Below are 17459 nucleotides of genomic sequence, written 5' to 3'. Positions count from 1 at the left end.
GTTAGGAGTTAGGAGTTAGGAGTTAGGAGTTAGGAGTTAGGATTTTAGATACTTCGGCAAGTTTAGTGCTGAGCGACTTGTACCGAGCGAAGTCGAGGTAAGCCGAAGCATCAGCACAAGTTTTAGATTTTGGATTGGGGGTTAGGAGTTAGTACCACCGGAGTTAATAAGAATTATCTTCCCCCCATCCCCCCATCCCCCCATCCCCTTGTCCCATTTTCTAAGAAAATTTAACTGAAAAACAACTATCTACTGCTTAGGAGTGACTTGAAAATCTGGCAAAAAAGGCAGAATTTACAGATAGATCAGCTGTTATTGCCTCTTGCTTAAATCAAAATGAGAATTGCTTACGTTCACTTCTATGTTGAAGATGCCATAATTTGGCGTGATTGGTTTGTACATCATCTTGATTTTGAATTAGATGATGCTGATACCCCCAGCTTCCCACCAGGTAGAGGAGACATCACTCATACCCGCACGGAAGTAGTTAAAAGCGGCTCAGTTTGCTTTATGCTGTCCTCAGCATTATCATCCACTAGCCCGGTTACTGAATATCTCCGTCAACATCCACCCGGAGTAGTAGATGTTGCTTTTGAAGTGGAAAATTTGTCAGCGATAATAACGCTGGTAACAGCTTACGGTGTAAAATTTGTGCAACAGCCCCTTGTAAAGTTTCAAAAAGATAAACAAATTGATGAAACTTACAGTAACCAAGCTCAAATTATTGCTTGGGGAGGACTCACCCATACTTTATTGGAAAAACAATCAAGAAATACACAAAAATATTCCTCTACATCTTCCATTCAAGCAATAGATCACCTAGTTTTAAATGTAGCGGTGGGTGATTTACAGGCTGCTGTTAGTTGGTATGAAAATATTCTCGGTTTTCGACAGCGACAGAAGTTTAATATTCAAACCGAACATTCTGCATTGCACAGTCAAGTAATGGTTTCTCCTGATGGGGAGGTGCAATTAGCAATTAACGAACCTGCAACTCCTAATTCCCAAATTCAGGAATTTCTCAACATTAACCGAGGAGCAGGAATTCAACATATTGCTTTACAAACCAACGATATTATTGATCGCATCGCTCAATTCCGCGCTCGTGGTTTGTCTTTTCTGCCCATTTTTAAAAGCTACTATTCTCAGTTACAGCAGCGAGCAAATTTACCTGTTAAATCAAATGAACTAATTGCGATCGCCGAACAAGAAATTTTGGTAGATTGGAAGGAAGATTTTCCCAATGCATTACTTTTACAAATTTTTACCCAGCCAATTTTTTCTCAACCAACCTTTTTCTTTGAATTTATCGAGCGTAGAAAGTCCGCTCAAGGTTTCGGAGAAGGTAACTTTCGTGCTTTATTTGAAGCAATGGAACTTGAACAAATTAAACGTGGAAGTTTAGAAATAGGAGAAGAAAAAGTGAATAAACAATAGAGTTTATCCTAAGCTAGCATTTAAATAGATAACTATATACACTCGTAGACAAATTTATATCTACATCTACGAGTACAGTAGGAAGCAATTTAACATAAGTTCGGGAAATTAAAAATGATTGTAGTAATGAAAGTCGGTTCTCCAGAAGCGGAAATCAAACGCATTAATGAAGAAATGATTAGCTGGGGACTGACTCCAGAAAAAATAGTTGGTCAACACAAAGTAGTAATTGGTTTAGTCGGAGAAACAGCAAGTTTAGATCCATTGCAAATTCAAGAAGTGAGTCCTTGGATTGAGCAAGTATTGCGGGTAGAAAAGCCTTACAAACGTGCTAGTCGTCAGTTTCGGCACGGTGAAGCTTCAGGAATTATAGTTAACACTCCCGATGGTGAAGTGACATTTGGCGAAAATTATCCTTTAGTAGTAATCGCGGGTCCTTGTTCGGTAGAAAATGAGGAAATGATTGTAGAAACCGCGCAGCGCGTCAAAGCTGCTGGAGCGAAGTTTCTGCGTGGTGGTGCTTACAAACCCCGGACTTCACCTTATGCTTTTCAAGGACATGGTGAAAGCGCTTTAGAATTATTAGCAAAAGCAAGAGAAGTTAGCGGGTTGGGAATTATTACCGAAGTCATGGATGCTGCTGACTTGGACAAAATTGTGGAAGTTGCGGATATTGTTCAAGTTGGTGCGAGAAATATGCAGAATTTCTCATTGCTCAAAAAAGTAGGAGCGCAACCGAAACCCGTTTTTCTCAAGCGTGGAATTTCGGCGACTATTGAAGAATGGTTAATGGCTGCTGAATACGTACTTGCTTCGGGAAATTCTAACGTAATTTTGTGCGAACGCGGCATTCGTTCCTTTGACCGTCAGTACACTCGCAATACCTTGGACTTATCAGTAATACCCGTGTTGCGACAGCTAACCCATTTACCGATCGCGATCGATCCTTCCCACGGTACGGGTTTATCAGAATTTGTTCCTTCAATGTCAATGGCTGCGATCGCAGCAGGGTGTGATTCCTTAATGATAGAAGTTCATCCCAACCCCGCGAAAGCGTTATCAGATGGACCCCAATCCCTCACACCACAGCGTTTTGACCGTTTAATGCAGGAATTAGCAGTCATTGGTAAAGCCGTCGGACGTTGGGAACAAGCTGTAGCTGTAGCTTGATGGGGAGAGGGGATGGGGAGATGGGGGGAAGATAATTCTTATTAACTCCTCACTCCGAACACTGATTAAATGGATGACACTGATTAATAACTCCGGTGTTCTTAACTCCGGTGGTACTAACTCCTCACCCCCAATCCAAAATCCATTGACGCGAAAGCGTCTTCCCGCAGGGTAATCTAAAATCCAAAATCCCCTTACCGTCTTCTGCGTCCGCTACCAAAACCGCTACCACTGCGGCTTCTCGAAGAACGAGAACGAGTTCCGCTACCGAAACTACTGTTGGATGGATTCTTTCTTACAGACCCAGATTTACCGGATTGTTTTAAAGTGCTGCTGCCAAAACCGGAACCAGTAGCACGACTGTTGCCAGTATTTGTACTAGGGGTTGTACGCCTCAAAGTTGAAGTCCCAGGGGTTGTACGTCTCAGGGTTGAAGTGCTAGGACTTGTTCTTCTAATGTTTCCTGTAGTGCGGAAAGTGGTACGGTTTCTGACTGCTGCTGGTGGTTCATTATACCGTTGACGATATCTATCAACTGCAACATCATAGCTGTTACCATACCCACCAAAACCAGTGTACACAGACCTTCCCGGCTGATATGCAGGTGGTACGTAATATTGGGGTCTAAATAATAAACTACCGATCGCTTGACCAGCAAGCGCACCTGCAAAGGGCGACCAAAAACCGTTATTTCGCTGAACTACAACTGTTCGCTCTTGTCCGGTTTGGGGATCGGTTTTTGTTTCGGTAACGTTTTGAGTGTATTCGATCTTAAAATCTGGTGTTAAATAAAGTGCAGGCTGTCCGTTTTCTACTTTTAAGTAGCTAGCTTTACCTTCCTTAATTTGTTCATCTGTAAGCCGCGCCATTTGCAGCTTATCAGTTTTAAAAGTGGGCTTAGGACTATTTAGTAAAAATAGCGTATATTCTCCATCAGCATCGTTGTAACTAGCTTGCTGTACGGGATATTCGCCATCACTAATTTTAGTGTTAATCGGAGTTTGATTTACATTTTTGGCTTGGGGGATGCTTTGGTTATTTTGACTAACACCACCACAAGCAACTGTTGTAAAGCACAAACTAAATGCTAAAAAAACAGCTGTTAACTTACGCAAAATTGTCATGTCCATATAACTTTTATTCTACCTTTGAGCTTAACAACTTCTTTATTGACTTGAGTACGGAGAACCGTCTTTTTATATAATCCAGTTAAAAAAATTACAAAGGAATTAAGTCTGGATAATGCTGTAATAATTGGTCGTTAGTCAGTTCATCACCTAATTGTGCTGGCGAGAAATGTACCTGAACCGCTCGTATTTTATGTTTGTAATGTAAATTAATTAAAGCTTTCAAAGCTTCTTGAAGCGCGGCAATATTTGACAAATCATCTTCTAATTCCGCAACTTCTCCTTCATAAGCCACTGTAATCATCACAACTACATTGCGCGTTACGGGAACGGAAAAAGATGCATCGGCATCAGAATAGTTTTCCGGTGGTTCGCTCAAGTAACGTTGTGCGGAGTCGGTAAATAATTCTTGAACGTAGTCTCCCGCTTCTCCTTCTTCCCAAAATACATCACCTTCATTGGCTGCGGACATCCAATATTCATCGTATTGCAATAGAGTTTCGCAGATTGCAACTAACTGTTCCCCCATCACCTCTATATCACCTTCAGCATCAATTGCTTCTCTAGCGCTACGATTTAATACTCCCAAAATAGGTGCAACTTCCGAACCGCTTAGGTGTAACATGATACGACAAACTACATATCTGGTACGACCCATCATTTTGTTAAACATACTTTTTGCTCCTTCATGCGCCTTTTCTTGAATGAATAAAATTGTGGTTTGGACTAAACATAGCGCAGTATGTATTATTTAGGCATTGGGTATTCCTTTTTTTAGATTTTGTTAGATTTTTTTAATAAATCTAGTTTAGTTATAAATTATTTAAGGTTTTGAAAAAAACAAATTTTTCATAATATGGGGCTTATTAACTCTCAGAAACAGTATTGGAACCTTAGTTATAGGTGTTCTTAATTACAAATTAAACAATTATAAGAACAAAACATTACTATAAAGTATAAAAGATTTAAGTTAATTTTTTTGACATATCTATGCCTTTAGGTCATTGCCCAAGTAGCAACTACCAACTACCAACTACCAACTACCAACTACCAATTACCAATTACCAATTACCAATTACCAACTTACAAATTAACTAAGATAGTGAAAACCTTTAAAGAAATCTGCGATCGCGTTTATTGATGGTTGTCTAGATTTAGAAAGTTCGCTCAGTTCATCTTCGTATAAATCGGCTTCAATTTGAGGATGGTCAATTAATCTTTTACCAAAATGCGGACTATCATGAATAGTTAAGTTCTTGGCACTAGTATTAGTTAAAATAGTTTGAGTAGGAGCTTGAAAAAAGTTTAATCTTGCGGCAATTTCTAAAATTTTTGTCGCATCTTTAATAGAATTTGCATTTGCTTTTGCTTGTTCTAATAAATTATTTAATTGCTGCATCTGTTGAATAGTAATTAACTGCCCATTCTTATCTTGACTAGCAATCATTTCTATCGCCAGATAGATATTTTTTTGAGTCGCAGCAGCATCTTTAAAAGGTAGAACTGCCATGTAAGCAATCGGAAATAAACTTTCGTCACTATCTGCACGGAAAGTGAAAACGGTACGACGACGACCAATTTCCATACTGGGGGGTTGTTTTAAGCCCAGATATTTTTTAGTAATTTGAAAATACGCACCCGCTAAAGCAAAATTTGCTTCTGGGTCTAAAGGTCTATCGATAATAATCCGAACAGTAGGTGGAGTTTCGTTGAAAAATTCTCCCGAATCTTCTGCATTTAAGTGATGAATAATAGAGCGATCGCCAAGTTGACTCAAGTCTACCCATTCACAAATCATGGCTTCAGTTTTCAAACCAAATCGAGAAGTTGCATAAAGTTTTGCTCCGGTTAGAGTTGCTCCAGTTAGATCGGCACCTACCCATTCAGCTTGAATTAATTTTGCTTCAGTTAGATCGGCGTGTACGAAACTGGTATTAGTCAAATTAGCATTACTCAAATCGGCTCCAGCCAAATTTGCACCGCTTAATTTTGCACCACTCAAATCAGCCCAAGAAAGATTAGCACCCCTCAAATCCGCCCACCGAAGATTCGCATCGCTGAGATTAGCACCGCTAAGGTTAGCGCGAAACATATTCACCTGACGAAGTTCGGCTTCACGTAAATTAGCACCGCTTAGATCGGCACGAACCAAATCGGCAGTATTCAAAGTAGCTCGTTCCAGATTAGCTGCTACCAAAGATGCACCTCTAAGACAAGCTTGATTCAAATTAGCATTGCGTAAAACAGCATGACGTAAAGTAGCTTCGCGTAAATCGGCATTGCTCAAATTTGCTTCTAGTAAATTAGCACGACTGAAATCAGCGCGAATTAATTCACTTTGGATTAAAGAAGCTCTCACCAATTGAGCATGACTCAAATTAGCTCGAATCAAATTAGCCACATTCAAACTCGCTTCAGTCAGATTAGCACCTTCAAGATGAGCGCCACTAAGCCTTGCGACATTAAGTTTCGCGCAGCTCAAATTAGCCTTAGTCAGATAAGCTCCGCTAAGATTTACAACGCTTAAATTAGCATGGCTAAAATCCACACCACTAAGTTTTACTCCACATAAATTAGCTTCAGGAAGTTGAATATTTCTAAAATCCGTACATCCCTTCTGGTATTTTTCTAATAATTCATCTACAGTCATCGATGCTACCTCTGATTTTATTTAATATTTGGTAATTTATGCTGAAATTAAGTAATATCTAGAATTGGGAATGGGAATTGGTAATTGGTAATTGGTAATTGGTAATTGGTAATTGGTAATTGGGCATTGGGAATTAAACTCCTAACTCCGAACACTGATTAAATGGATGACACTGATGACACTGATTAATGACTCCGGTGGTACTAACTCCTAATCCAAAATCTAAAATTTAAAATCTAAAATTAAGTATGATAATCGGCATTATTGGTCTGGGATTAATCGGTGGTTCTTTGGGTTTAGACTTCAAAAAGCAAGGACATCACGTTTTAGGAATTAGTCGTCGCGAGTCAACTATTCAAAGGGCAATTTCTATGAACGTTGTTTCCCAAGCGTCAACTAATATGAGCTTGCTATCGACAGCAGAAGTAGTATTTATTTGTACACCTCTAGGATTTATTATTCCCACACTTGAGCAATTGATTGCTTATTTGCCAAGTTCTTGTGTAATAACTGATGTTGGTTCAGTGAAAACCCCGATTGTGAACGCAATTTCGCCTGTATGGAAAAATTTTGTCGGAGGACATCCAATGGCAGGTAGTAATGATTCAGGTATAGAAGCTGCACGTACAAATTTATTTACCGATAAACCCTACGTACTTACACCTGTGAGTACAACGACTGCCAGCGCGATCGCAGTTGTCGAAAATCTGATCGGTCAACTTGGGGTGAATATTCACTATTGTTCCCCAGAAGAACACGATAAAGCAGTTAGCTTGATTTCTCATTTACCAGTTATGGTAAGTGCTTGCTTAATTGGAACTTGCGAAAAAGAACTGGATGCTCAAGTCCATCAGCTAGCTCAAAAATTTGCTAGTTCCGGCTTTCGCGATACATCTCGTGTCGGTGGGGGGAATCCGGAATTGGGCGTAATGATGGCAAAATACAATCGAGAAGCTTTGCTAATGTCGCTGCAAAAATATCGCTCGAATCTTGATGAATTAGTTAATTTGATTGAACGGGAAGATTGGATAAGTTTAGAGCAAATCTTGCATTCGACTCAGCAAGCGCGGGGTAAGTTTGTTAAGGAATAGGAAAATTAAATGCGTTAAAATATCAATTAACAAGCTGCTCCAATTTAGCAGCAAATGTATTCGCGTGTCGCCACCATTGAGAACCACCCATCCAAATTCGTGTCGGTAAATGTCCCATAGGTGCTTTTAAATTAAAATAATAATCGGAACCGGCTGAATGAGAGTTATACATTGACCAGCCAACAACAGCGCAAAATTTAACGTAATCCCTCTCTACACCGTCATATATTTCTTTTTGTACGCTGAAGCCAAAGCGTCCTCTACTATATCTTGTCCACAATTGATCAATTATTTGTAAATCATCATCGGGTAATTTTTCAATATCACCTTTAAACAAATAACTACCGATTGGCTTTGACAGAGAAAGACACATAATTTTCCAAGTTTCTGTATCTGCTTCTTGCCATTTTCCTTTTTTAAGTAAATCCCGTAGCTGAGTATAGTCAATTTCCGGCTTTTCATTTTCACTATCAGAGGCTGAAATGTCGAAGTTTTGTAGCGATACAGGCTGATGCGATAGTGCTTGCAAAACATCATTTGCTTGTTTGTAGCGCTGTGGAAGGGAATTTTGCAGCATTCGATCCAAAATCTTCCCCAAATGCGTACCGACTTGATTTTCTGGTAGTAAATAATCTCGCCATACCCAGCGATCGCAAGAAATATCAAACAAGTCAAAGGGGGAAATACCAGTCAATAAATAAATACAGGTCACTCCCAAACTGTAAATATCGCTAGCTGGAAATACTTTACCTCGCAGTTGTTCGGGAGGCATATATTCTGGAGTTCCAATTTTTGTACCTGTCTCCTGCAATTTAGTGTTACTAAGATGTTTGGCAATCCCGAAATCAATTAAAACCAGATTGGAATTGGAATTTGATGCTTTAGTGTGTGTTTTCTCAGAATATCTCCGCATAATATTCGCTGGTTTGATATCCCGATGAATTATGTTTCGTGAATGGATAAATTGCAGTACTGGTAATAGTTCTTGCAGCAATTGTTTAATTTGAGATTCTCGGAAAACTCCTTGTTGTTGAATTTCTTGCATCAACGAATTTCCCGCAACCCATTCTTGCACCAAATAAAGTTGCTCGTCTTGTTCAAAATGTGCCAGAAGTTGCGGTATCTGTGGGTGTTCTCCCAAATCGTCCAAACGAATGGCTTCTTGACAAAATAACTCTGCGACCTTCGGATTGAAATGATTTGGTTCTGCTTGAGAAAAATAAAGTTGTTTAATAACGCATTTAGCTTTGGAAGGGAGGTACTCATCCGCAGCTAAAAAAGTTCTACCAAAGCCACCATGTCCGATGAGATCAAGGGGACGATAGCGGTCTTTGAGTAGAAGCTGTTTACCGCAATTCATACAAAAATTAGCCGTATCATTGTTTTGCGGAGACAAGCAGTTAGTATTCGTACAGTAACTCATTCTTATATCGGCACTTTTTAAAAGGAATTCTTAAATATAAGTATTCCCAATTCCCAATTCCCAATTCCCCATTCCCCATTCCCAATCCCCAAACCCCCATCCTTAACTATTGTTTTTCCGCTTTATAAGTAAAGAAATTATCAAAAGCCGCTACAGTCTCGAATTTATATGAAGGTATAAGAGAGTTTATTTGCAAATCAGTCTCGTAAACGCTGAACAGTAAATAATCATGTTGTTGGGTCGATGCATTAATTACCTGCTTAATCTGTGGATTGAATGAATCGATCAGTTTTTTACAGTCGAATTTGATTAAATTATCTAATAGCTTTGGAGTTTTACTACAGCCTTGTTCTTTTATATACTCGTTTAACCTTTGAGCAGCGTACTCTTCGTACTCGGTTCGTGATGGGTTTGTACTTGCCATTGCTATACCTAGTGCAATCAGCGCAGCAGTTCCGGCATATGCAACAATACTTACAATTTTCATTATCTCCTGATATAATAATTAACTATTTGATTCTTAGACTGTAGATTATCTGAGTCCGTTCCGAAAAAATGCTTGATAAATTCATTCTAAATTTGTTATACTAGTTAAAGAAAGAAAATATGGCGATCGTAGCCAAGTGGTTAAGGCAGAGGTTTGTGGTATCTCCATTCGTGGGTTCAAGTCCCATCGGTCGCCCTTTGAGCAAATTATATCAACAATAGACAAAATTACACGTTCCATTAATAGGAGCGTGTTTTGCTTTAGCTATATTTGGATATTTGACGACATCAAAGCTAAACCGGAACGAAAATCGACCCCAGTAGTGTGAGCCGATTTCCGGGTTCTATACACAAATTAGTAGTCTTCGTAAAACCCGAACCTAGTCTTCAATGAAATTTTTCTCTTGTGCTTGTTTCTTTGCCTTATTATCTCCCCATCCCTTCACATCAGGATGCAGAATTATTAAGTGAAATTCAAGTCTTGTCTCAAGTTTCAGATATCGTTGCTGTAAAGATTGCCATTGTTGCCACAAATCATAACGATTTTTCGTAAGTAAAGTTGCTAAAGTCGGAAGCTCTTTACTAATTTTTGATCCCAGCACATCTTGCAACCATTCATCTAAAACAACGCTATCTTGCATAGAACCCAAAACTTCTTGAATATTTTTGACTTGTTCAAGACAGTTTGCATATCCTTCACCATACAAATCGGTAAACAATTCCATCAGATAACGTAGTCTTTTCGCTTGCTTGCGTAAATCGTGTAAGTCTTCTCCTTTTATTAATATCTGTTTATCTATTTTTTTCTCATCAAAGTCTTTAGAAACAACAACTTTATTTTCTTCTACTTGAGTTCCAATTAACCAACCCGGATGCATAAAAAAGTAACTAATTTCCGGTAAAAGTAAATCTGGTAAAACTTGCTGGATTGTTAAATTTGCTAATGGATGATAACTTGGTTTCTCCAACCATTCTTTTAATCCGTTTTTTAAAGATTTGTAACGTTCGCTTTTGAATAATGATTTGACATTCATCGCCGCTTCTAAACGTTGTTCTTCTAAAGCGTCAATTACATCATCTAAAATTGCTCTTTCTTTTTTGGGTAATTGTGGTTGATATGTAGTTTTAAAAGTTTCTTTTAACACATCCAAATCTCTTAACGAACCAAGACAACGGGCAATTTTTCCGATGTTTTTATCGTTCGCTGATTCGGGGAAATCGACGATAGAATTAAATCTGGTGACAGTAGTACGCAAACGACGCATACCAACCCGCATTTGATGCAAAGCCTCGGCATCTTTATCGTTTTTAACGGCTTTCTCCCACTTCCAAGTTTTGTGAAAATGCTTTTCAATGGCGCTGTAAGTGTATTCAGCGAGAGTTTTAACTGTTGGTTTTGTAGCTAATGTCATAGCACCTCAAATAATAGAAATAATGTTGTACTTCATACAGATTATTAAATATTAACATCTGGTTAAAGTCTATTAAGTTTGATATTTTTTAATTAAAAATCAATCTTAAGGAATAGATTATCAGAAAAAGTATTTTGGCGTATATCTAATTAATAAATATTTTGAAGGAATATTTATAATTAACTTTTAAATATTATTAATATTTGAAAATATATCTCTAAATTTATTAGTCTAGGACTTACGCACTGTACAAATTAATTATGGTGTGCATTCACGATTAGAGGTCATTTCAAGTTTTGATAGTTTATGAGTATATAGTCATATGTAGGGGTTTAGCACTGCTAAACCCCTACGATAAATGTAGTTTTTTCATAATTCATATTTTGTATTTTCTGTCAATGCGTAAGTTCTATAGTCTATGGAATAGAGAATAGGGAATAGACTAAAAAGATGACTTCCGCCAACAATGCTAGTTATGAAATGAAATAATTAAATTATAAATTTGTCGAAATTGCATTCACCGGACAAGTCGGAATACACTGCTCGCAAACAATACAGCGAGAACGAGTAAAGTTGAGCTTAAAGCTTTGAGGATCGAGAGTAAGTGCTTGTGTCGGACAAACCCCAGTACACAACCCACAATGGACGCAGGCTTGTTCATCAATGACAATTTCTCCTAAACTGAGGGAAACACTAATACTTTGCTCCCGCATCCATTCGATAGCTGCATCTAATTGGTCAATATCTCCAGATAATTCCACCACTAGTTTACCGATTTGGTTGGGAGCAACAGCAGCGCGGATAATATTTGCAGCAACATTAAAATCTTTAGCCAGTCGGTAGGTAACAGGCATTTGGACAGTACGCTTGGGAAAGGTAATGGTGACTCGTTTTTTCATTTTGGATTTTAGATTATGTCCTTGCGGACACGCTGCGCTAATGGATTTTGGATTGGGGGAGTGAAGAATGAATAGCAAGTAGCAAGTCGTAAGTAGTGAGTTTGTTATTTCTCATCATCAGACTATTTATTATTGTGAGACTGCTCAAACGTCCGTTCCCTAATCATTACTCTCTACTCGCTCCCTATCCCCCCACCCCCCATCTTTGAGCGTTTTTATTTTTGAAACAGGTCTAATAAATGGAAGTAGAGGGTTAAACTTAAAATGAAATGATTTGTTAAGTTTTTATAAACCTTTGTTATGAGTAAGGATTCGTCCTTAGATTCCCCAGAAAAGCCAGAATCAAGTTTTGGAGTGCGACTCCGAAATTTTCTGATTGTCACGGTAGCTGTTGTTTTGTCAGTAGCTTTGTTTTTAGGACTGCGAAGCGAAAATAATTCAGTTTCCTTAACTGAGTTAGACCGAAATTCAACACCGTTGTCAGTGGCTTTGAATAATGGAAAACCATCTTTAATAGAATTTTACGCTAATTGGTGTACTGTCTGCCAGAAGATGGCACCCGAAATCGCCACACTGGAAGAGGAATATGCCGGTAATGTGAATTTTGTGATGCTGAATGTAGATAACAGTAAGTGGCTACCAGAAATGCTGCAATATCGAGTAGATGGGATTCCGCATTTTGTGTTTTTAGATAAAAATGCTCAAGCCAAAGCAGAAACCATAGGCGACCAACCCCTTACAATAATGGGAAGTAACCTAGAAGCCTTGATTGCGGGTTCTCCTTTACCTTATGCTCAAGCTAATGGTAGAGTTTCACAATTTTCTACAACCGAAGCCACAACTGGTAGCAATGAAGACCCACGCAGTCACGGCAGTCAGGTAGCGAATTAAATGCAATCTTTGGCTTACAGACTGGCACATATTCTTACAAGCATATCTTGCTTACGTGGGTTTAAGATAGGTGAGGTTGTATTAGCTACAACATCGCTTGTAGTACTTCTTTTAAAACACAATTAACCTCAACTACTCTTCCCATAGCTGGGAAATATGATGTTACAGCTTATTCTCGTTGTTATTTTAGTTATTTCAGGTTCAGCCGTCTGTTCTGGAATTGAAGCGTCTCTATTTTCAGTTTCAACGCTGAAAGTTAGACAGTTAGCGCAGTCCAAAAACCCATCTGCAATAGCACTATTGGCGATTCGTGAAAACATGAATCGACCGATCGCGACTATTGTAGTTCTGAATAATGTTTTCAATATTGTTGGTAGTATTCTTACAGGTAACATTGCCAGAACAGTACTAGGAGACGTTTGGTTAGGTGTATTTTCAGGAATATTAACATTCCTAATTATCATTTTTGCAGAAATTGTTCCGAAAACCATTGGCGAACGCTATGCAGAGCCAATTGCATTATTTATAGCTCTTCCGATTGCTGCGTTAACTCTAATATTTACCCCTTTAGTGTGGGTATTAGAAAATGTAACAGCACCTTTTACTAAAGGTAAAAAGCAACCGACAACTAATAAAGCAGAAATCATGTTGTTGGCAGATATTGCTCACCAGGAAGGCATAATAGAACGCGATGAAGCGCAGATGATTCAGCGAGTGTTTCAGTTAAATGAACTGACAGCAGCAGATTTAATGACACCCCGAACAATCCTCACATATTTGCGCGGTAACTTAACTCTTGAGGAAGCCAAAACAGATATTATCGCTTCACAGCATACAAGAATAATTGTAATTAACGAGACTATTGATGAAGTAATTGGTGTTGCGTTAAAACAGAACTTGTTGACAGCAATGGTAGAAGGCAGAAAAACTCAGAAAATTGGCACATTAACGCGAAAAGTCGGATTTGTACCGGAAACAATTCGCGCAGATCGATTGATGAGAAACTTTTTAGAAGCACGGGAACATCTAGCAGTAGTAGTAGATGAATACGGAAACGTTTCCGGTGTAATTACCTTAGAAGACGTATTAGAAGTAATAACTGGTGAGATAGTTGATGAAACTGATAAAACCATCGATTTGCAGGCGATCGCTCGTAAAAAGCGAGAAAGAATGTTGCAGTCGATGCGTTTCGCTTATCGTTCACTAGAAAATAAACGATAAATTAAGGTCAAAGGTCAAAGGTTAAAGGTGAGGAGTTAGGAGCTAGTATTTCTCCCCATCTCCCCATCTTCTCCTTCTCTCCCTCTATTCCCCATTCCCGATTTCATCCATTAGACTTTCCCTAAAAGCTTTGGGATATACCAATAGGAAAAAACCCATCCAAGTTAATAGAGGGATAGATATTAAAACAGTTAACCAAACTGTGTGAAATAATAACCAGCTTCCAGTAATTAGCGTTGTTCCTGTAAGTAAGATAGACCAAGGTTGACACCACCAAGGTTTATATTGCCATACATTTATCGGTTTTTGTGGAGTCATATTAATTAATTTTAAGCGAATATTTACCAAAATTTCCACCAAATGTCATATGAGTTATACCGTTTCTGTATAAAGATACGCCGAATTTAGCCTACGAAGGTAGGCTTTGTATTTGTAGCCCCAGCCTTCTAGGCTGCGGGTGATTTAGTGATTTAACGCAGCATTGAATTGGTATTAGGATGGTGCGTTACGCTCCACTAACAGCTACATATTTTATGGCAAGTATAAATAAAAATATAGGGCAAGCCCCGAAGCCTACCCACAAATAAATCTCAATCAAATTTACAATCTATCCCCTACCTTTCCACAACTTCCCTTACTAATTGCGCTAATTTCTCAGCACTTTCGGGAACCGCTACCGTTTTAGCCTTTGCACTCATTTCCTGCAATGTATCGGGAGATTGTAATAATTCCAAAACTTGATTTTGCAGTTTCTCGACGGTTAATTCTTTCTGCTGAAATAATATCCCGGCTCCGGCTGCTGTATATACTTGAGCATTGTAGGTTTGATGGTCTTCTGCTGCATAAGGATAGGGAATCAGTATCGCTGGGGTACCGCATACGGCTAATTCGGTAACGCTACCCGCACCGGAACGACTGATGGCTAAGTTTGCTCGCTGTAACAACGCGGCCATGTTGCTGTAAAATGGCAGCGAAATATACTGGGAATGCTTCAGACTATCCGCTTCTGGGTCTTGATCCCCCGTCAAATGCACTACATAAGCACCAGCTTTAAACCACGCTGGAGCGCTTTCACGGACTAATTTATTTACAGAAACTGCTCCTTGACTACCACCGAAAACCACAATTAAAGGTACATCTTGAGGAATTGGTAAATCTAATGATGCTGCAATTTCAGGTTCTAGAAATGCCGAACGTACAGGAGTACTAGTATAGATAGTTTTGTTTTTAGGTAAATATTTTGCAGCAGCTTCAAATCCAACAGCTACCGCATTACACCAAGGACCAAAAAAGCGAGTGACTTTTCCTGGTATTGCGTTAGATTCGTGAAGAATTACGGGTAAGCCCAAAGAACGAGCCGCAATTACCGCAGGACCAGAAATATAGCCTCCGGTTGTGAAAACTCCGTCAAACTTGCCTTGCGATAGAATTTTTCTAACTTGTAGAATTGAACCACACAGTTTACCCAAGGTGAGTAATGAAGAAATACCAAAACCTTTTTGGAACCCTTCAACTTCAATGGTATTCAATTTATACTGTTTGGGAACCAGCTGAGTTTCTAACCTGTTAGGGACACCCAGCCATTCAATTTGATAATCTGGCAATTGTTCCGCAAGGGCGATCGCCGGAAATAAATGTCCGCCAGTTCCGCTGGCTGCTATAAGTAACCGTATATGAGCGTCAGCCATTAACCCTTTACCCTGTTAGCGCCTAGCTTAAAATTTAATAAAACAATTTCCTGGTTTTTTGTACGCTCATCCGGAATTTAACCCGTAAAGGTAAGTCCCAGCATGAGTTATACATTAAAAAAGGGAATAAGTACCGTAGTTAAATTACCTACAATATACTCACCAATGTCTAACTTTAATACCTTAATACCGGCAAGAAAATCAAGAGTTACTGGTAGCCGTTGGGTAATTTTATTTCTCCTGACGCTTGGTTTATCTACTGGTTGGAAACCCGCTCAAGCCAATGCACCAGAAAATGCACCTCCCCAAGTCAAAACTCTCTTAACGCAAATTGATGCATCCGCAAACCGTGGCAATGTCAAGGGTGTAATGAATTTTTACAGCCCTAGTTTTGTTCACGGAGACGGATTAAACCGTTTGAGCATGGAAAAATCCTTAACTTCTTTGTGGAAGCGTTATCCTAGCTTGAAATACAGTACAAAACTACAATCTTGGAGTACCCAAGGTAATACTATTATTGCCGATACAGTAACGAATATAGTTGGTTTACCTGCTGCGAACAATAATAAGCTCGGCATGAATGCTACGATTAAATCGCGTCAGCGCATAGTTAATGGCAAAATTGTTCGTCAAGATATTTTATCAGAACGAACTCAGCTTACTTCTGGTGTCAATCCTCCCAAGGTAGATATTAATTTACCCGATAAGTTAAAAGTTGGAGAAAACTATTATTTTGATGCGATTATCAACGAACCTTTAGGTGATGATTTCCTTTTGGGTGCGGCTTTAGATGAAGCAGTTCAACCAGGAAAATATCTCAATCCTACATCTGTCGATTTGGAATTGCTTACCGCTGGGGGAATATTTAAAGTTGGACGCGCACCAGCGAAACCCGGTAATCAATGGATTTCTGCGGTATTAGTACGAGGAAATGGCATAACTATGATTACTCAGCGCGTACCAGTTGTAGGAAAATAGTTAAGAGTTAGGAGTTTTCTTAAAAGAAATTTCAAATTCCTCAAGCCCTCACCTGCTTATGGGTAGGGCTAAAAGAACAAAGCCCACCTGCGTGGGCTATGATTTTCCTAGTCCACGCAGGTGGACTTAGTAAGTGTAGCCGCACCCTTCGAGGGTGTCGGCGATTTCTATTTTGCAACTCCTAACTCCTAACTTTTATTTATGGCTTCAATCCAAAATCAAATTGTATTAATAACTGGTGCAAGTAGCGGTATTGGTGCATCTTGCGTCAAATATTTTAGCAGTGCGGGTGCAAAGTTAATTTTAGCTGCACGCCGGTTAGAACGTTTGCAGCAAGTTGTAGAAAATTTACAATTACCATCCGAAGATTTTCATTTATTAGAACTCGATGTCCGCGATCGCAATGCTGTAGAATCTGCTATATCTAACTTACCCGCTCAATGGTCGAAGATCGATATTCTCATCAATAATGCCGGTCTGAGTCGCGGTTTAAACAAGCTTCATGAAGGTAGTTTCCAAGATTGGGAAGAAATGATTGATACCAATGTTAAAGGCTTGCTTTACCTTACTCGCTACGTAGTTCCGGGAATGGTCGATCGCGATCGCGGTCATGTTGTTAATATCGGTTCAATTGCGGGACATCAAACTTATCCCGGTGGTAATGTCTACTGTGCTACTAAAGCCGCAGTAAAAACAATTTCTGAAGGTTTGAAGCAAGACTTGTTAGGAACTTCCATTCGTGTAAGTTCAGTCGATCCCGGTTTAGTGGAAACAGAATTTAGCCAAGTGCGATTTCATGGAGACGATGAGAAAGCACAAAAGGTATATCAAGGATTAACTCCTCTCACCCCAGATGATATCGCGGACGTGGTGTTATTTTGCGTTACCCGTCCGGCACACGTTAATCTCAGCGAAATATTGTTAGTACCAGTCGATCAAGCGAGCGCGACGATGGTGAATCGAAAGGTTTAGTTAGTTTGTATTTT

General features: G+C 39.1%; 16 protein-coding genes and 1 tRNA gene. 8 read left to right on the top strand and 9 right to left on the bottom strand.

The genetic code is table 11. The features are described 5' to 3' along the window. The first annotated feature begins 336 nt into the window (after nucleotides 1-336). Together hppD and aroF are read left to right on the top strand one after the other, a co-directional pair. Nucleotides 337-1437 (top strand): 4-hydroxyphenylpyruvate dioxygenase, encoded by a 1101-nt coding sequence (gene hppD, locus VB797_RS20875; protein ID WP_323239659.1) that lies wholly within the window; start codon nucleotides 337-339, stop codon nucleotides 1435-1437. A 114-nt stretch (nucleotides 1438-1551) separates the two neighbouring features. After that, nucleotides 1552-2607 carry a 3-deoxy-7-phosphoheptulonate synthase gene (aroF, locus tag VB797_RS20870; RefSeq protein ID WP_323239658.1) on the top strand — a complete coding sequence of 352 codons (1056 nt, stop codon included), beginning with the start codon at nucleotides 1552-1554 and terminating at the stop codon, nucleotides 2605-2607. A gap of 194 nt (nucleotides 2608-2801) precedes the next feature. Here the strand turns inward: aroF and VB797_RS20865 are convergent, their stop codons facing one another. The 3 genes from VB797_RS20865 to VB797_RS20855 form a co-directional block, all read right to left on the bottom strand. Continuing rightward, nucleotides 2802-3737 (bottom strand): hypothetical protein, encoded by a 936-nt coding sequence (locus VB797_RS20865; protein WP_323239657.1) that lies wholly within the window; start codon nucleotides 3735-3737, stop codon nucleotides 2802-2804. A gap of 88 nt (nucleotides 3738-3825) precedes the next feature. Then, nucleotides 3826-4407, bottom strand: a complete 582-nt coding sequence (locus VB797_RS20860) for a DUF1517 domain-containing protein (protein ID WP_323239656.1) — start codon at nucleotides 4405-4407, stop codon at nucleotides 3826-3828. Between the two features lie 417 nt (nucleotides 4408-4824). Further along, nucleotides 4825-6384, bottom strand: coding sequence for a pentapeptide repeat-containing protein (locus VB797_RS20855; RefSeq protein WP_323239655.1), 1560 nt, complete (start codon nucleotides 6382-6384; stop codon nucleotides 4825-4827). A gap of 248 nt (nucleotides 6385-6632) precedes the next feature. On the opposite strand from VB797_RS20855, the gene VB797_RS20850 reads away from it, so the two are divergent. Continuing rightward, nucleotides 6633-7475 carry a prephenate/arogenate dehydrogenase gene (locus tag VB797_RS20850; protein WP_323239654.1) on the top strand — a complete coding sequence of 281 codons (843 nt, stop codon included), beginning with the start codon at nucleotides 6633-6635 and terminating at the stop codon, nucleotides 7473-7475. A gap of 22 nt (nucleotides 7476-7497) precedes the next feature. Here the strand turns inward: VB797_RS20850 and VB797_RS20845 are convergent, their stop codons facing one another. Beyond that, the gene (locus tag VB797_RS20845) at nucleotides 7498-8898 is read right to left on the bottom strand and encodes a serine/threonine-protein kinase (protein WP_323239653.1); all 1401 of its coding nucleotides are present in this window, start codon (nucleotides 8896-8898) and stop codon (nucleotides 7498-7500) included. Between the two features lie 106 nt (nucleotides 8899-9004). Then, complete coding sequence (locus VB797_RS20840) at nucleotides 9005-9385, bottom strand: DUF4359 domain-containing protein (RefSeq protein ID WP_323239652.1); 381 nt, start codon at nucleotides 9383-9385, stop codon at nucleotides 9005-9007. Between the two features lie 122 nt (nucleotides 9386-9507). Between VB797_RS20840 and VB797_RS20835 the strand changes: the two genes are divergently transcribed. Continuing rightward, nucleotides 9508-9580, top strand: a tRNA-His gene (locus tag VB797_RS20835). Between the two features lie 184 nt (nucleotides 9581-9764). On the opposite strand, the gene VB797_RS20830 is transcribed toward VB797_RS20835, so the two are convergent. Further along, entirely contained in the window at nucleotides 9765-10796 is a 1032-nt protein-coding gene (locus VB797_RS20830) for a CHAD domain-containing protein (RefSeq protein WP_323239651.1), read from the bottom strand. 494 nt (nucleotides 10797-11290) lie between these two features. Then, nucleotides 11291-11695 carry an NIL domain-containing protein gene (locus tag VB797_RS20825; RefSeq protein ID WP_323239650.1) on the bottom strand — a complete coding sequence of 135 codons (405 nt, stop codon included), beginning with the start codon at nucleotides 11693-11695 and terminating at the stop codon, nucleotides 11291-11293. Between the two features lie 300 nt (nucleotides 11696-11995). Here VB797_RS20825 and VB797_RS20820 point away from each other — a divergent pair, with 300 nt between their 5' ends. Together VB797_RS20820 and VB797_RS20815 are read left to right on the top strand one after the other, a co-directional pair. Next, entirely contained in the window at nucleotides 11996-12586 is a 591-nt protein-coding gene (locus tag VB797_RS20820; RefSeq protein WP_323239649.1) for a thioredoxin family protein, read from the top strand. A 159-nt stretch (nucleotides 12587-12745) separates the two neighbouring features. Further along, nucleotides 12746-13807 (top strand): hemolysin family protein, encoded by a 1062-nt coding sequence (locus tag VB797_RS20815; RefSeq protein WP_323239671.1) that lies wholly within the window; start codon nucleotides 12746-12748, stop codon nucleotides 13805-13807. A gap of 84 nt (nucleotides 13808-13891) precedes the next feature. On the opposite strand, the gene VB797_RS20810 is transcribed toward VB797_RS20815, so the two are convergent. Then, nucleotides 13892-14125, bottom strand: coding sequence for a DUF6737 family protein (locus tag VB797_RS20810; protein ID WP_323239648.1), 234 nt, complete (start codon nucleotides 14123-14125; stop codon nucleotides 13892-13894). A gap of 296 nt (nucleotides 14126-14421) precedes the next feature. Beyond that, complete coding sequence (murG, locus tag VB797_RS20805; protein ID WP_323239647.1) at nucleotides 14422-15495, bottom strand: undecaprenyldiphospho-muramoylpentapeptide beta-N-acetylglucosaminyltransferase; 1074 nt, start codon at nucleotides 15493-15495, stop codon at nucleotides 14422-14424. A gap of 165 nt (nucleotides 15496-15660) precedes the next feature. Here murG and VB797_RS20800 point away from each other — a divergent pair, with 165 nt between their 5' ends. Both VB797_RS20800 and VB797_RS20795 read left to right on the top strand, forming a co-directional pair. Next, nucleotides 15661-16473: a nuclear transport factor 2 family protein gene (locus tag VB797_RS20800; RefSeq protein WP_323239670.1), complete on the top strand. Its 813-nt coding sequence runs from the start codon at nucleotides 15661-15663 to the stop codon at nucleotides 16471-16473. Nucleotides 16474-16674: 201 nt separating this feature from the next. Beyond that, nucleotides 16675-17445: an SDR family oxidoreductase gene (locus tag VB797_RS20795; protein ID WP_323239646.1), complete on the top strand. Its 771-nt coding sequence runs from the start codon at nucleotides 16675-16677 to the stop codon at nucleotides 17443-17445. Nucleotides 17446-17459: the final 14 nt, after the last annotated feature.

Origin of the sequence: Rivularia sp. UHCC 0363 (assembly GCF_034931125.1) — a bacterium.
Lineage (GTDB): Bacteria > Cyanobacteriota > Cyanobacteriia > Cyanobacteriales > Nostocaceae > Rivularia.
This window is presented reverse-complemented; position numbering and strand designations above follow the sequence as displayed.

Excerpts from the sequence above, each read along its gene's own strand:
- hppD (WP_323239659.1), top strand. The coding sequence starts at position 337 with ATGAGAATTGCTTACGTTCACTTCTATGTTGAAGATGCCATAATTTGG.
- aroF (WP_323239658.1), top strand. The coding sequence starts at position 1,552 with ATGATTGTAGTAATGAAAGTCGGTTCTCCAGAAGCGGAAATCAAACGC.
- VB797_RS20865 (WP_323239657.1), bottom strand. The coding sequence starts at position 3,737 with ATGGACATGACAATTTTGCGTAAGTTAACAGCTGTTTTTTTAGCATTT.
- VB797_RS20860 (WP_323239656.1), bottom strand. The coding sequence starts at position 4,407 with ATGTTTAACAAAATGATGGGTCGTACCAGATATGTAGTTTGTCGTATC.
- VB797_RS20855 (WP_323239655.1), bottom strand. The coding sequence starts at position 6,384 with ATGACTGTAGATGAATTATTAGAAAAATACCAGAAGGGATGTACGGAT.
- VB797_RS20850 (WP_323239654.1), top strand. The coding sequence starts at position 6,633 with ATGATAATCGGCATTATTGGTCTGGGATTAATCGGTGGTTCTTTGGGT.
- VB797_RS20845 (WP_323239653.1), bottom strand. The coding sequence starts at position 8,898 with ATGAGTTACTGTACGAATACTAACTGCTTGTCTCCGCAAAACAATGAT.
- VB797_RS20840 (WP_323239652.1), bottom strand. The coding sequence starts at position 9,385 with ATGAAAATTGTAAGTATTGTTGCATATGCCGGAACTGCTGCGCTGATT.
- VB797_RS20830 (WP_323239651.1), bottom strand. The coding sequence starts at position 10,796 with ATGACATTAGCTACAAAACCAACAGTTAAAACTCTCGCTGAATACACT.
- VB797_RS20825 (WP_323239650.1), bottom strand. The coding sequence starts at position 11,695 with ATGAAAAAACGAGTCACCATTACCTTTCCCAAGCGTACTGTCCAAATG.
- VB797_RS20820 (WP_323239649.1), top strand. The coding sequence starts at position 11,996 with ATGAGTAAGGATTCGTCCTTAGATTCCCCAGAAAAGCCAGAATCAAGT.
- VB797_RS20815 (WP_323239671.1), top strand. The coding sequence starts at position 12,746 with ATGTTACAGCTTATTCTCGTTGTTATTTTAGTTATTTCAGGTTCAGCC.
- VB797_RS20810 (WP_323239648.1), bottom strand. The coding sequence starts at position 14,125 with ATGACTCCACAAAAACCGATAAATGTATGGCAATATAAACCTTGGTGG.
- murG (WP_323239647.1), bottom strand. The coding sequence starts at position 15,495 with ATGGCTGACGCTCATATACGGTTACTTATAGCAGCCAGCGGAACTGGC.
- VB797_RS20800 (WP_323239670.1), top strand. The coding sequence starts at position 15,661 with ATGTCTAACTTTAATACCTTAATACCGGCAAGAAAATCAAGAGTTACT.
- VB797_RS20795 (WP_323239646.1), top strand. The coding sequence starts at position 16,675 with ATGGCTTCAATCCAAAATCAAATTGTATTAATAACTGGTGCAAGTAGC.